A 12,055-nucleotide genomic window follows, 5' to 3' on the forward strand; every position below is an offset into this window, starting at 1 on the left:
AAAACGCAAACGGCGCGTCCCGGACGGCGCGGCGCCGGATCGGGCGATCAGACCGGAGGAAAGCGGCGGGCGAGACGATCGTCGGGCGGCGGCAGCGCGCCGTCGAGGCTCTTGGCCTCGCGGTCGAGCCAGGCCTCGGCCGCGGCGAGCACGCGCCCGTAGAGCCGGCCGGCCAGCGCCCGGGCCGGACGGCCGGGCCAGTCGGCGGGCAGGAGATCGGCCGGCAGCAACGGGTCGCGCAGGGCGAGGCGGCGGAACTCGTGCACCACCGCGATCCGGACCGCGAGCGCCTCGATCCCTGCCGGTTCCGGCCCGTCCGTCACGGCAGCCTCGACGGCCGAAAAATCCGCCACGAACTGGGTATAGGCCTGCGCCAGCCCGGCGAGCGGCCAAAGCCCGGCGGCATAGAGCGGCGCCTCCGCCGGCGGCCCGGCCGCGTCGAGCCAGGCGACCGCGCCGGCCTCCGGCAGACGGCCGGAATAGAGCCGGCCGTCCTCGCCGAGCGGCGCCATGGCGAGGCCGGGCGCGACCAGCGCGAAACCCTGCCGGACCAGAGCCGCGCGCGCCGCCGCGATCGCGTCGCCGGCCGGGGCCAGGAAGGCGAGCCGCCAGCGCCCCGCCCAGGGCCGCTCGACGAAGCGGTAGATCTGCGGCGCGACGCGCCGGGTATCGGCCTCCGCGGCCGGGCTGAGCGACGCGAAACTGTTGCGCCCGACGCGGATGCGCTCGATCAGCCCGTCGGCGGCGAGCCGGGTCAGCGCCGTGCGCACGACGCCGGCATCGAGCCCGAGCGATCCGGCCATGTCCTGCAGGCTGCCGACCCCGATCGAACCGCCGCGCGGCGAGATGCAATCGCCGAACATGGTGACGATCAGCGACCAGGCGCGGATCGGCGTGCGCCGGTGCAGCACCTCAAGCGCCAGCGCGTGGGCCGGATGCCGCGCCGCCGGCAGGACGGCCGCTTCCAGAAGGGCGCCGCGCTCAGGCACGGCCGAGCCTGTCGGCGATCAGCGCGACGATGCGGTCGGCGACGGCCGCCTTGGGCAGATCCGGCCAATCCTCGATGCCCTCGCGCGCGACGATGCGCACCGTGTTGCGGTCGCCGCCCATGATGCCGGTTTCCGGCGACACGTCGTTGGCGACGATCAGGTCGGCGCCCTTGCGCTCGAGCTTGGCGGTGGCGTTGGCGATCAGGTTCTCGGTCTCCGCCGCGAAGCCGACGACGAGGCGCGGCCGCAGCGTCGGGTGCCGGCCGACCGTGGCCAGGATGTCGGGATTCTCGACCAGATGCAGGGCGGGCGCGCCGGCCGGCCCCTTCTTGATCTTCTCGTCGGCCTCCGACGCCACGCGCCAGTCGGCGACCGCGGCCGCCATCACGGCCACGTCGGCAGGAAGCGCAGCCTCGACGGCGGCGAGCATCTCGCGCGCGGTCTCGACATGCACGACCGTGACGCCGGGCGGATCGGCGACGGTCACCGGCCCGGCGACCAGCACCACGGTCGCGCCGGCCGCGGCGGCGGCGGCCGCGATGGCATGGCCCTGCTTGCCCGAGGAGCGGTTGGCGATGTAGCGGACCGGGTCGATCGGCTCATGGGTCGGACCGGAGGTGATCACGATGCGCCGGCCGGCGAGCGGACCCGGCCGGGTCGCGATCGCCGGATCGGCGGCCAGCAGGGCCTGGCCGGGGAGCCGCAGCGGCGACAGCATGGCCTCGATCGCGGCCAGGATCTCCATCGGCTCGGCCATCCGGCCGGGGCCGAATTCGCCGCGTTCGGCCATGGCGCCGACATTCGGACCGACCATCGCGATGCCGTCGGCGGCCAGCCGGTCGCGGTTGCGGCGGGTCGCCGGATGGTCCCACATGCGCGGATTCATGGCCGGCGCGACCAGCACCGGCTTGTCGGTGGCGAGCAGGATGGTGGCGGCGAGATCGTCGCAGAGGCCGTTGGCCATCTTGGCGAGGAGATTGGCGGTCGCCGGCGCGACCACGATCAGGTCGGCCTCGCGCGACAGCCGGATATGGCCGATCTCGTGCTCGGCGGTGAGGTCGAAGAGCTCGGAAAAGACCCGGTCCTCGGTCAGCGCCCCGACCGAGAGCGGGGTGACGAATTCCTTCGCCGCCGCGGTCATCACCGCGCGCACCGTGGCGCCGCGTTCCTTCAGCCGCCGGATCAGGTCCAGCACCTTGTAGGCGGCAATGCCGCCGCCGATGATCAGAAGAATGCGCTTGCCCTGCAGCATCATGGCTCCGGTTTGGCCGGGAGATATTTCGGCCGGGATCATAGAGCGGTTCGAGGGCGATCGGGAACCGGCTTGTCGTCCGCCAACGGTTCAGATCGGGGGCAGCGGATAGAAGAGACCCTTGATGCAGGCCGGATTGCGCACGGCAATCTGAACGTGGCTCTTCACATGAAAACCGCTGCCCGGAAACGCTTCGCCGCCCTCGACGAACATGCCGCGGACCGTGTCGAACGGTTCGATCGTCGGGTCGGTCTCGGCCGCACCCTCGACGATCTCGTGAAGATGCCGGAGAACGGCGCAATCCAGGAACCGCAAAACGCGATCGCGATCGGCCGCGCCCTTCGGATCCTTGTTCACAGGAACGGGCAGCCCGGCTTTCTCCTGCACCGCGACGAATGAGCTGTGCGCCGCCTGCAGGAGTTCAATGTCTTCGCGAGAGACAAGATCGAGACAGTTTCGCAGATCGATGACGGCGCCGATCACGGAAACTTTCTTATACTGCCCGGTTTGAACCTTCCGGTCTGCCCATTCCTTCGCTCTTAAAGGATCGGATTCCCAAAAGTAGGCCCCGGGACCGAGCCAATCGTAGTCCTTGTCGCTGTGCAGGATCCGAGCGCCGTCCAATACGGCTTTCCTTGCCACGGCCTCGTCACAACCGTGGTAGCCAAGCACGAACGATGTCGCCAGTCGACTCAAGCGGTCTTCGAAGCCTTCTTCTCGCTGGAGCCGCCGAATTCTACCCGAAGATCACCGTCCTTCGTATAGATGCCTTCATCGACCAGCGACTGACGTGCGGCTTGCTTGGAAGCCAGAACACGGTTCGTCTTGGCTTCGATCGCCTTCATGATTTTGAGGTTTCGCTCACCCTGAACCATGGCACGTCCTCAACGAAGCAAATTCCAATATCCGAGTGCGTCGCCTTCGATTGCCGAGCGTGCCAGGATCGGCCGAAGGGTGCAACCGCTGTGTTGGCGGCGTTTCCCGCCCCTCACGCGTTGGCGAGGATCATGTTGCGGACGTTGGGATAGATCTGGCCTTCCCATTTGCGGCCGGAGAAGACGCCGTAATGGCCGACGCCGACCTGCATGTGGTGGCGCTTCAGGAAGGGGCGCAGGCTGGAACAGAGGTCGTGGGCGGCGACCGTCTGGCCGAGCGCGCAGATGTCGTCGCGTTCGCCCTCGACGGTCAGCAGTGCGGTGCGCCGGATCGCCTTCGGATTGACCTTGCGGCCGCGGAAGGTCAGTTCGCCCTTGGCGAGCAGCGCGCGCTGGAACACGAAATCGACCGTCTCGATGTAGAATTCCGCCGGCAGGTCGAGCACCGCGAAATATTCGTCGTAGAAGGTCTTGATCGCCTCGGCCTCGGCGGTCTCGCCGCGGGCGAGATGGTCGTACAGGGCTTGGTGCTGCTTGACGTGGCGCTCCATGTTCATGGACATGAAGGCCATCAACTGAACGAAGCCGGGATAGACCCGCCGCCCGCCGCCGCGATGGCGCGCCGGCACGCTGGCCAGCAGGGTGTCCTCGAACCAGCGGATCGGCTTCGAGGTGGCCAGTTCGTTGACCTTGGTCGGGTTGACGCGGGTGTCGACCGGCCCGGCCATCAGCGTCATGGTCTTCGGCGTCGCCGGGTTGTCGTCCTCGGCCATGATGGCGGTGGCGGCGAGCACCTGGACGCAGGGCTGGCAGACGGCGATCACATTGGCGCCGGGGCCGAGCACCTCCAGGAAACGGATGACGTGCTCGATATAGTCCTCGAAGCCGAAGCGGCCGGCCGAGAGCGGCACGTCGCGGGCATTGTGCCAGTCGGTGATGTAGACGTCGTGATCGGCCAGCAGGGTGCGCACGGTGGCGCGCAGGAGCGTGGCGAAATGGCCCGACAGCGGCGCCACCAAGAGCACCTTGGGCTGGACGATGTCGACATCCTTGCGGAAGCGCAGAAGGGTGCCGAACGGGGTCGAGTAAGTCGCCTCCTCGGTGACCGTCGCCTCGCGATTGCCGGTGGTCACCGAGGTGATGCCGTAGTCCGGCCGATGGTGCGACATCCGCATCCGGCTGACCATTTCCCATTGGGCAGCCATGCGTCGCGATCCCGGCAGTCCCCCGGCGCGCGCCCAGTCGCCCCAATAGTCGAGCGCCCCGGCCGCCGCGGCACGGATCGGCTCCATCAGGTCGTCCTGGCACTGGTAGGCGAAATAGAGCATCCGGCCCAACCCCCTGGAGCACCCGGCGTCCGGTGGACGCTGTCGGGCGAACTACCCTTATGGCGACGCAGCAGGATTCCTGAGCCCGGCGCTCACGCCCGGCTGCAGGGTGCCGCCGCGTCAGACCCGCGCTTACGCATTTGCCCGCTGGTCCCTTGTGGAAACGCTAGTGCAATTCTTTTTGCGCTGCGAGATAATTCTCAGCGCACCTGCTCACACGGGCGCAGCGCGGCGCGAGGGCACGGGGCCATCGCCACCAGGGGAACGACATGGCACGGGCGACACTGACCATTTCGAGCAAAAACTATTCGTCCTGGTCGCTGCGCGGCTGGCTGCTCTGCCGGATGGCCGGCCTCGACGTGCAGGAACAGGTGATGCCGCTCGACGATCCGTCGACCAAGGCCGAGCTGCTGCTCCTGTCGCCGTCCTTCCTGGTGCCCTGCCTGACCCATGACGGCGCCCGGGTCTGGGACACGCTGGCGATCGCCGAGTATCTCGCCGAGCTCAAGCCGAAGGCCGGCATCCTGCCGTCCGACCGCGTCCAGCGCGCCCATTGCCGCGCGATCGCCGGCGAGATGCATTCCGGCTTCTACAATCTGCGCTCCGCCCTGCCGATGAATCTCCGCGCCCACTATCCCGACTTCAAGGTCTGGAACGGCGCGCTGCCGGACATCGACCGGATCGTCACCATCTGGCGCGAATGCCTGGCGGCGTCCAGCGGACCGTTCCTGTTCGGTGCCAAGCCGACCGTCGCCGACGCCATGTACGCGCCCGTCTGCACCCGCTTCACGACCTATGACGTGAAGCTCGACGCGCTCTGCAAGGCCTATTGCCAGACCATCCTGGCCTGGGCGCCGATGGCGGAATGGATCGCGGCGGCCAAGTCCGAGCCGGAGGAACTGGAAGAGCTCGACGTTGAATTCTGAGCGCCGGGCCGCGGTTTCCCGCGCGGATCGACGAGCCCGGGCCCGAGCCCGGCCCGCCCCCGGACGCCGAACCTTTCCGCCGCTCGCACGTTGATGAGGGGCGGCGACACGCCCCGCACCGCCCGCATCCACCCCGATCAGTATCCTGCCGGTCAGACCCCCGGTCTGCGCCGGTCGCCGCCCATCCCGGCAAGCTGCCGGGCGGCGAGACGTTCGGCCCGTTGCTCACGACAAGGACGTCACCATGGATCCCTGGAACCGCCTGTTCTTCGACACGACGCGCTTCATGATGGGTGCGCAGGCGGCAAGCCTCAATGCCGCGGTGACCATCGCGCATCGCCTGCCGCATTTCGCCGCCCTGGCCCTGGACCCGACCCGGCCGCCGAGCGCGGAGGTGAAACGCGCCGCCTCCGAGAAGATGACCGCCGCCTGGCAGGGTGCCCTCGCCGGTGGCGCCGCGGCGCAGCAACTGGCCATGGACTACGCCATGGGCCGCTTGCGTCCGGAGCATCTGCCCGGCCGCTCGCTCGCCATCGCCGAAACGGCGCTCGGCCCGGCCCTCAAGCGCGTGCGCTCGAATGCGCGGCGGCTGACGCGCGGCTGATCGGTTCGACGCCGGCCGACACGCCGACGACGCAGGAGACGGGGCACGGACGTGCCGGGACGTTGCCCCGATCGGCCGGCCCGGCCCTGCCGGTGCGCGTCGCGGCGATCCGCGCGCCCGGAGCGGCGCGGGGATGACGCGCCTGCCCGGCAGGCCCGAATCCTAAGGATTTGAAGTATTCCATAGTCCGAAATTAACATTCCTGGGCAAGACTACCGCGTGTCGGCTCAAGACAAAGCGGGAGGCGCAGTCCGGTGAACCAAACTTCTTTCCTGCCGGACCGCGCGCAGAACATTCCCCTGGCGGCGCTGCTCGGCGCCTTGAGCTACGCGCTCGACCTGACGGAAGGGCAGCCGGTCGGCCATTGCGTCCGCGCGACCTGGATCGGCATGCAGGTCGGCCGCCGCATGGGCCTCAATCAAGACCAGCTTTGGGAACTCTACTACACGATCCTGCTCAAGGACCTCGGCTGTTCCAGCAATGCCGCGCGCATCTGCGAACTCTACCTGTCCGACGACCTCGCCTTCAAGCGCGACGCCAAGACGATGGGATCGAGCCTGCCGAAGGTGCTCGGCTTCATCCTGTCCCATACCGGCCGGCGCTCCGCCCTCGGCGACCGCCTGCGCGCCCTCCTCAACATCATGCGCGAAGGCGAAAGCATCGTCGACGACCTGATCCAGACGCGCTGCCATCGCGGAGCGGCGATCGCCCGCAACCTGCGCTTCCCCACCGGGGTTTCCGAAGGCGTCCATTCGCTCGACGAGCACTGGGACGGCCAGGGCCGGCCGGACCGCCTAGCCGGGACGGCGATCCCGATCAACGCGCGGATCGCCCTGCTCGCCCAGGTCGCCGACGTGTTCCACTCGGCGGCCGGCCGCGAGGCGGCACTGACCGAAGTGCGCGCCCGCAAGGGCAGCTGGCTCGATCCGGAGGCGGTGGCGTGTTTCGAAGCCGTCGCCGCCGATGCGGCCTTCTGGGCGACGCTGGCCTCGGACGGCATTGCCGATGTGGTCTTCGCGCTGGCCCCGGCCCGCAGCACCATCACGGTCGACGAGGACTATCTCGACGACATTGCCCGCGCCTTCGCGCAGATCGTCGATTCGAAGAGCCCGTTCACGTCCGGCCATTCCGAGCGCGTCGCGCTCTACGCCGACATGGTCGCCGGCGAGATGGGCTATCCGCCGGCGCGGCGACGCTGGCTGAGGCGCGCCGCCCTGCTGCACGATATCGGCAAGCTCGGGGTCTCCAACGCCATCCTCGACAAGAACGGCAAGCTCGACGACGAGGAATGGCGACTGATGCGCCGCCATGCCGCCCTGTCGGAGGAGATCCTGTCGCGCGTGCCGGTCTTCTGCGCGATGGCCCGCATCGGCGGCGCCCATCACGAGCGCCTCGACGGCAGGGGCTATCCGCGCGGATTGCGCGGCGACGAGATCGAGGAGGAGACGCGCATCGTCTCGGTCGCCGACGTGTTCGACGCCCTGACGGCGGACCGGCCCTACCGGGCGGCCATGCCGGTCGAGAAGGCGTTCGAGATCATGCGCGCCGATGTCGGCACGGCCTTCGACCCGGTCTGCTTCGCGGCCCTGGAGCGGGTCATCGAGGCGTCCGAAGGGCGCTTGGCCATGGTCGCCTGACCGCCCGACGGGCGCACGACCTCACCGCGGGGCGCGGCAGGACGACCGGCGGCACCGGGTCTCCGGGTGTCCACGTCTCCGGCGATCGACCGGAGCGGACCCGACCGGCGCTCATTGCAGCATGTGGGTCATCAGGGCGCGCAATTCCGCCGGCTTGACCGGCTTCAGCATCAATTCCGCGCTGGAGGCGGCGGCCTGCTGGGCCACCTCGTCGCCATGGTCGGCGGTGACCACGATGGCCGGAATGTCCCAGCCGAAGCGCCGGCGCAGCACCCGGATCGCCTCGATGCCGGTCCGGCCGGCATCGAGATGGTAGTCGGCCAGGACCAGGTCCGGCGCCCGGCCCTCGGCCTCGAAGGCGGTCACCACCGCGTCGATGCTGCGCCCGGCCGCAACACGGCAGGACCAGCGTTCCAGGAGCGCCGTGGTCGCCTCGCGCACCGCCTCGTCATTCTCGACCAGCGCGACCAGGGCTCCGGACAGGCCGAAGCCTTGCAGCGACCGGGTCATCAGGTTCTCCAGCGCCAGCGGCTGGACCGGTTCGGCGCGCGGCAGGACGAGCGAGAAGACCGTCCCGCGGCCGACCGTCGAGGTCAGCGACAGCAGGTGGCCGAGCGCACCGACCAGGCGCTGCACGATCGACAGGCCGAGCCCGAGCGCGATCTCGCCATCGTCGGCTTCGGTGCCGCCGCGGTGGAACTCCTCGAAGATGGCCAGATGCCGGTCGGGCGGGATGCCGGCGCCGGTATCGACCACGTCGATGCGCAGATGGTCGGGTCCGCGCGCCCTGACCCCGACCAGCGCCCCGCCGCGCTCGGTGTAGCGCAGCGCATTGGAGACCAGATTCTGCAGGATGCGGCGCAGCATGACCGGATCGGTCACCGCCCAGGCGGTGGTCGGCGCGATCACCAGGCGCAGGCCCTTGCGGCGGGCGATGGGCCGGAAATCCGATTCGAGCGAGGCCAGCACCTCGGCGATCGGCACGGACGTGAGGTTCGGCACCATCACGCCGGCATCGAGCTTGGACATGTCGAGCAGCGTGCGCAGCAGGCTCTCGATCGTGTTGAGCGAGCGGTCGATCTGGCGGACGAAGCGGCGGCCCTCCTCGGAAACGCGGGTGTCCGACAGCGCCGAGACCGACAGGCGCGCGGCATTGACGGGCTGCAGGAGATCGTGGCCGGCGGCGGCCAGGAAGCGGGTCTTGGACCGGTTGGCCTCTTCGGCCGCATCCTTCGCGGTCTTCAGCTCCTCGTTGGTCCGCTCCAACTTGCGCAGGGTCCGGGTCAATTCGTCGGTGCGCTCGCGGATCTGCCGTTCGAGGCCGATCGCCGTCTGGAACAGCGAGAAGGCGGAGCCCTGGCTGTCCATCGACCGCTCGACCCGGTCGATCAGCACCGAGTTGACCTTTTCGAGCCGGGCGACCCGCGTCTCCAGCTCCGCAATCCTGGCCGCCTGCGGATCGACCGGCGAACGACCGCCTTCGCTCACCGGAGCGCCTCCCGGCGTCCGATCGCCACCCCGGTGAAGGTCTGGTTCAGGTGCATGGTGCGGTACTGTTCGCCATAGGTGTTGAAGCCGACCACCCGGTGCTTCAGGTAGAGATCGTTGACCTGCCGGATGACCTGGCGGTTCTGAGCATCCAGACGGCGCAGCACGCAGTCGAAACCGATCAGAGCCTCGATCCCGCCGACCGCCTTGTCGACCTCGCCGAGCGCGCGGCCGAGCGCGCCGACCAGATCGACCGGCCGGGCCGCGGTCAGCACCACGCCGGTATCGATGGCGCAGAAGAAGGACAGGCTGCCGTCCTCGTTCATCTTCTGGATCGAGCGCGAATAGTATTCGCCGCCGACCCGGACCAGGACCGGATGCGAGGCGAAGGACAGCGGGCCGAGGGTGGCGCCGTCGAGGCCGACCGCCTCCGCATAGGCGAGCGAGGCCGGCTCGGCGTTGATCTCCGAGACGGTGCGGGTCTCGCCGTCGCATTCGGTCACGACCAGCTTCACGTCGGTCGGCTCGAAATGCTCCGAGCGGATCAGTTCGAACGGGTGGTCGGTGTGGATCAGGACGAGGATGCCGGCATTGTTCCAGGCCTGGCCGTCGTGGAACACCCAGGTGTTGCGGAAATCCAGTCCGTCGCCGCAGGAGCCGCCGACCAGCGGCATGTTGTCCAGGCAGCGTTGCAGGGCGGCGACCACCACCTCCTCGCGCCGGCACATGCCGTCCAGAAAGGTCATCGCGAAGGTGGCGCCCTCGGCAAGGCCGGCGGTCCGGCGGGCGAGCCGCGACTGCAGCGGCCAGACGATCTCCGGCCCCTGCTCGACCGTGAAGCTGCGCAGATCCGGCAGGAGCGCGGCCTCGACCACGAATCCGTCGCGCGGCAGCGCCACGACCACGAGGCTGCCCTCGTCGAGCCCCTCCGGCCCGATTTCCCCGGCCGTGGTGCCGCCGGCATGGCCGATGCCCGGAAACCGGTCCGTCAGCCCGGCTGCGAGGTCTGCGGGATCGTAAACCGGGCTGGCGAAGACCAGCAGGAAGCCGATGGCCCCCGGGTCGCCGAGAACGCCGGCGATCTGGTCGAGCGCCGTGGACACGCAATCCGCATGGGCCGACACGGTCACGATTCCCCCGGACGATCGCGCCGGCCGGGCCGCGACGGCGGTCATGCCGCCGGCAGGGCCGGCCCTGGCGGCGCCGCCGGCCGGACCGGTCGGGATCCCGCTCTCAGCCTTCATGGTGTCCGATCCCTGGCGTCTCCCGGCAGCCCGCTTCTGCGTCGGGCCGCCGCCCGGCCGCGTGCGGGCCGAAAAATGTAACAGATCCCGCGCGACCGGGCCAAGCCGGCGCCGACCGAAAGTACAATTCCCGCCTGCCGGGGCCGGACATAACCTCCGGCCCGCATTGCAGTCGCCGTCTCCGGCAGGCACTGTCGACCCGGTGCGCGGCGTCGGGGACGGCGGGGCGTTGGCTCCAGAGTGACGCTGGCTCCGGGGGGACGCTGGCTCCGTGGGAAGACGGGGCCCTCGCGGGAGACGGGAGCCTCGCGGGGGACGCGACGGCGGCGCGCCGCAATGCCAAGATGGATGCCGGCACGACGGCATCGGAATTTGCGTGACGGGAGGATGTCCGATGGAAATGTCCGGCGAGTACCGGATCCCCGCCCCGCGGGAGAAGGTTTGGGCGGCGCTCAACGACCCTGCGATCCTGAAGGCGTGCATTCCGGGCTGCGAAAGCCTGGACATGGCGTCGCCGACCGAGATGACCGCCAAGGTGGTGGCCAAGATCGGCCCCGTGAAGGCGACCTTCACCGGCAAGGTTCATCTCAACGACATCGTGCCGCCGGAGAGCTACACGATCTCCGGCGAAGGCCAGGGCGGTGTCGCCGGCTTCGCCAAGGGCGGCGCCGAGGTGAAGCTGACGCCCGACGGCGCCGGCACGCTGCTCGTCTACCACGCCAAGGCGCAGATCGGCGGCAAGCTGGCCCAGCTCGGCGCCCGGCTGATCGATTCCACCGCCAAGATGATGGCCGACCAGTTCTTCGCGAAATTCGCCGAACTGGCCGGCGGCGGCGCCGAGGACGAGACCGACACCGCACCGGCTGCCGCGGCGGTCTCCGCCGCTCCGGCATCGGCCGGCACGGCGGCCCCGGCTCCGGCTCCGGCGGCAACGCCCGCCGCCGCGCCGCGGACCAGCGCGCCCCCGGCCGGCGCCGCGACCCCGCCGGCCAAGTCCGGCGGGATCCCGTCGTGGATCTGGATCGTCGCGGCCCTTGCGCTGGCGCTGATCGTTTGGAAACTTAAGGCCTAACGGCGGTCTCGCGCCCGGGAGGGCGGGATCGATCGACAGGCAGACAACGACCGTGAGCCCGAAGGGCGACGGCGCCCCGGGCCAGATAGGGAGGAGTTCGAATGACGACCGTTTCCATGACGGTGAACGGGCGGCAGGTCTCGGCAGATGTCGAGGACCGGACGCTGCTCGTCGACTACCTGCGCAATGCGATCAGCCTGACCGGCACGCATGTCGGCTGCGACACCTCGCAGTGCGGCGCCTGCGTGGTCCATGTCGACGGCCGCGCCGTCAAGTCCTGCACCATGCTGGCCGTCCAGGCGGCCGGCTCGTCGGTGACCACCATCGAGGGTCTCGCCACCGGCGACGAACTGCATCCGGTCCAGGCCGCGTTCCGCGAGCATCACGGCCTGCAGTGCGGCTTCTGCACCCCCGGCATGATCATGACGGCGGTCGACATGATCCGCCGCCATGGCGGCCAGCTCGACGAGGCGACCGTCCGCCACGAGCTGGAAGGCAACATCTGTCGCTGCACGGGCTACCACAATATCGTGAAGGCCATTCTGGACGCCGCCGCCAAGATGCAGATGCCGGCCGCCGCCGAGTAACGGCGCGCGAGCGGTCGACCGGTCCGGTCGCCGGACCCGCCTGGCCCGCGCGC

General features: G+C 69.7%; 12 protein-coding genes. 5 read left to right on the plus strand and 7 right to left on the minus strand.

All coding sequences use genetic code 11. The annotated features are described in order from the left end of the window. Window positions 1-47: 47 nt before the first annotated feature. The 5 genes from ABB55_RS11775 to ABB55_RS11790 all read right to left on the minus strand — a co-directional run bounded on the left by ABB55_RS11775 (window position 48) and on the right by ABB55_RS11790 (window position 4,444). Entirely contained in the window at window positions 48-989 is a 942-nt protein-coding gene (locus ABB55_RS11775) for a PaaX family transcriptional regulator C-terminal domain-containing protein (protein ID WP_054358971.1), read from the minus strand. Beyond that, window positions 982-2,241, minus strand: coding sequence for a bifunctional phosphopantothenoylcysteine decarboxylase/phosphopantothenate--cysteine ligase CoaBC (gene coaBC / locus ABB55_RS11780; RefSeq protein WP_054362009.1), 1,260 nt, complete (start codon window positions 2,239-2,241; stop codon window positions 982-984). The genes ABB55_RS11775 and coaBC overlap by 8 nt, the downstream gene beginning before the upstream one ends. Before the next feature lie 90 nt (window positions 2,242-2,331). Next, window positions 2,332-2,937 carry a hypothetical protein gene (locus tag ABB55_RS11785; RefSeq protein ID WP_054358972.1) on the minus strand — a complete coding sequence of 202 codons (606 nt, stop codon included), beginning with the start codon at window positions 2,935-2,937 and terminating at the stop codon, window positions 2,332-2,334. Continuing rightward, a complete protein-coding gene (locus ABB55_RS29690; RefSeq protein WP_152982018.1) occupies window positions 2,934-3,116 on the minus strand; it encodes a hypothetical protein in 183 nt (60 codons plus the stop codon). The genes ABB55_RS11785 and ABB55_RS29690 overlap by 4 nt, the downstream gene beginning before the upstream one ends. A 113-nt stretch (window positions 3,117-3,229) precedes the next feature. Continuing rightward, window positions 3,230-4,444 (minus strand): polyhydroxyalkanoate depolymerase, encoded by a 1,215-nt coding sequence (locus ABB55_RS11790; protein ID WP_054358973.1) that lies wholly within the window; start codon window positions 4,442-4,444, stop codon window positions 3,230-3,232. A gap of 269 nt (window positions 4,445-4,713) precedes the next feature. On the opposite strand from ABB55_RS11790, the gene ABB55_RS11795 reads away from it, so the two are divergent. The 3 genes from ABB55_RS11795 to ABB55_RS11805 all read left to right on the plus strand — a co-directional run bounded on the left by ABB55_RS11795 (window position 4,714) and on the right by ABB55_RS11805 (window position 7,611). Continuing rightward, window positions 4,714-5,370 (plus strand): glutathione S-transferase family protein, encoded by a 657-nt coding sequence (locus tag ABB55_RS11795; RefSeq protein ID WP_054358974.1) that lies wholly within the window; start codon window positions 4,714-4,716, stop codon window positions 5,368-5,370. 244 nt (window positions 5,371-5,614) lie between these two features. Next, window positions 5,615-5,974 (plus strand): hypothetical protein, encoded by a 360-nt coding sequence (locus tag ABB55_RS11800; RefSeq protein WP_054358975.1) that lies wholly within the window; start codon window positions 5,615-5,617, stop codon window positions 5,972-5,974. A 254-nt stretch (window positions 5,975-6,228) separates the two neighbouring features. Beyond that, the gene (locus tag ABB55_RS11805; RefSeq protein WP_244472024.1) at window positions 6,229-7,611 is read left to right on the plus strand and encodes an HD-GYP domain-containing protein; all 1,383 of its coding nucleotides are present in this window, start codon (window positions 6,229-6,231) and stop codon (window positions 7,609-7,611) included. A 111-nt stretch (window positions 7,612-7,722) separates the two neighbouring features. Here ABB55_RS11805 and ABB55_RS11810 read toward each other — a convergent pair whose 3' ends face one another. Then, on the minus strand, window positions 7,723-9,099 hold the full coding sequence (locus ABB55_RS11810) for an ATP-binding response regulator (protein ID WP_054358976.1): 1,377 nt from the start codon (window positions 9,097-9,099) through the stop codon (window positions 7,723-7,725). Then, window positions 9,096-10,343, minus strand: a complete 1,248-nt coding sequence (locus tag ABB55_RS11815; protein WP_152982019.1) for an FIST N-terminal domain-containing protein — start codon at window positions 10,341-10,343, stop codon at window positions 9,096-9,098. Before ABB55_RS11815 ends, ABB55_RS11810 begins: the two co-directional genes overlap by 4 nt. Before the next feature lie 394 nt (window positions 10,344-10,737). On the opposite strand from ABB55_RS11815, the gene ABB55_RS11820 reads away from it, so the two are divergent. Next, window positions 10,738-11,415: an SRPBCC family protein gene (locus tag ABB55_RS11820; protein WP_054358977.1), complete on the plus strand. Its 678-nt coding sequence runs from the start codon at window positions 10,738-10,740 to the stop codon at window positions 11,413-11,415. 101 nt (window positions 11,416-11,516) lie between these two features. Continuing rightward, on the plus strand, window positions 11,517-12,002 hold the full coding sequence (locus ABB55_RS11825) for a (2Fe-2S)-binding protein (RefSeq protein ID WP_054358978.1): 486 nt from the start codon (window positions 11,517-11,519) through the stop codon (window positions 12,000-12,002). Window positions 12,003-12,055 lie beyond the last annotated feature (53 nt).

Source organism: Prosthecodimorpha hirschii (assembly GCF_001305515.1).
Classification (GTDB): domain Bacteria; phylum Pseudomonadota; class Alphaproteobacteria; order Rhizobiales; family Ancalomicrobiaceae; genus Prosthecodimorpha; species Prosthecodimorpha hirschii.

Excerpts from the sequence above, each read along its gene's own strand:
- ABB55_RS11820 (WP_054358977.1), top strand. The coding sequence starts at position 10,738 with ATGGAAATGTCCGGCGAGTACCGGATCCCCGCCCCGCGGGAGAAGGTT.
- coaBC (WP_054362009.1), bottom strand. The coding sequence starts at position 2,241 with ATGCTGCAGGGCAAGCGCATTCTTCTGATCATCGGCGGCGGCATTGCC.
- ABB55_RS11795 (WP_054358974.1), top strand. The coding sequence starts at position 4,714 with ATGGCACGGGCGACACTGACCATTTCGAGCAAAAACTATTCGTCCTGG.
- ABB55_RS29690 (WP_152982018.1), bottom strand. The coding sequence starts at position 3,116 with ATGGTTCAGGGTGAGCGAAACCTCAAAATCATGAAGGCGATCGAAGCC.
- ABB55_RS11790 (WP_054358973.1), bottom strand. The coding sequence starts at position 4,444 with ATGCTCTATTTCGCCTACCAGTGCCAGGACGACCTGATGGAGCCGATC.
- ABB55_RS11825 (WP_054358978.1), top strand. The coding sequence starts at position 11,517 with ATGACGACCGTTTCCATGACGGTGAACGGGCGGCAGGTCTCGGCAGAT.
- ABB55_RS11800 (WP_054358975.1), top strand. The coding sequence starts at position 5,615 with ATGGATCCCTGGAACCGCCTGTTCTTCGACACGACGCGCTTCATGATG.
- ABB55_RS11815 (WP_152982019.1), bottom strand. The coding sequence starts at position 10,343 with ATGAAGGCTGAGAGCGGGATCCCGACCGGTCCGGCCGGCGGCGCCGCC.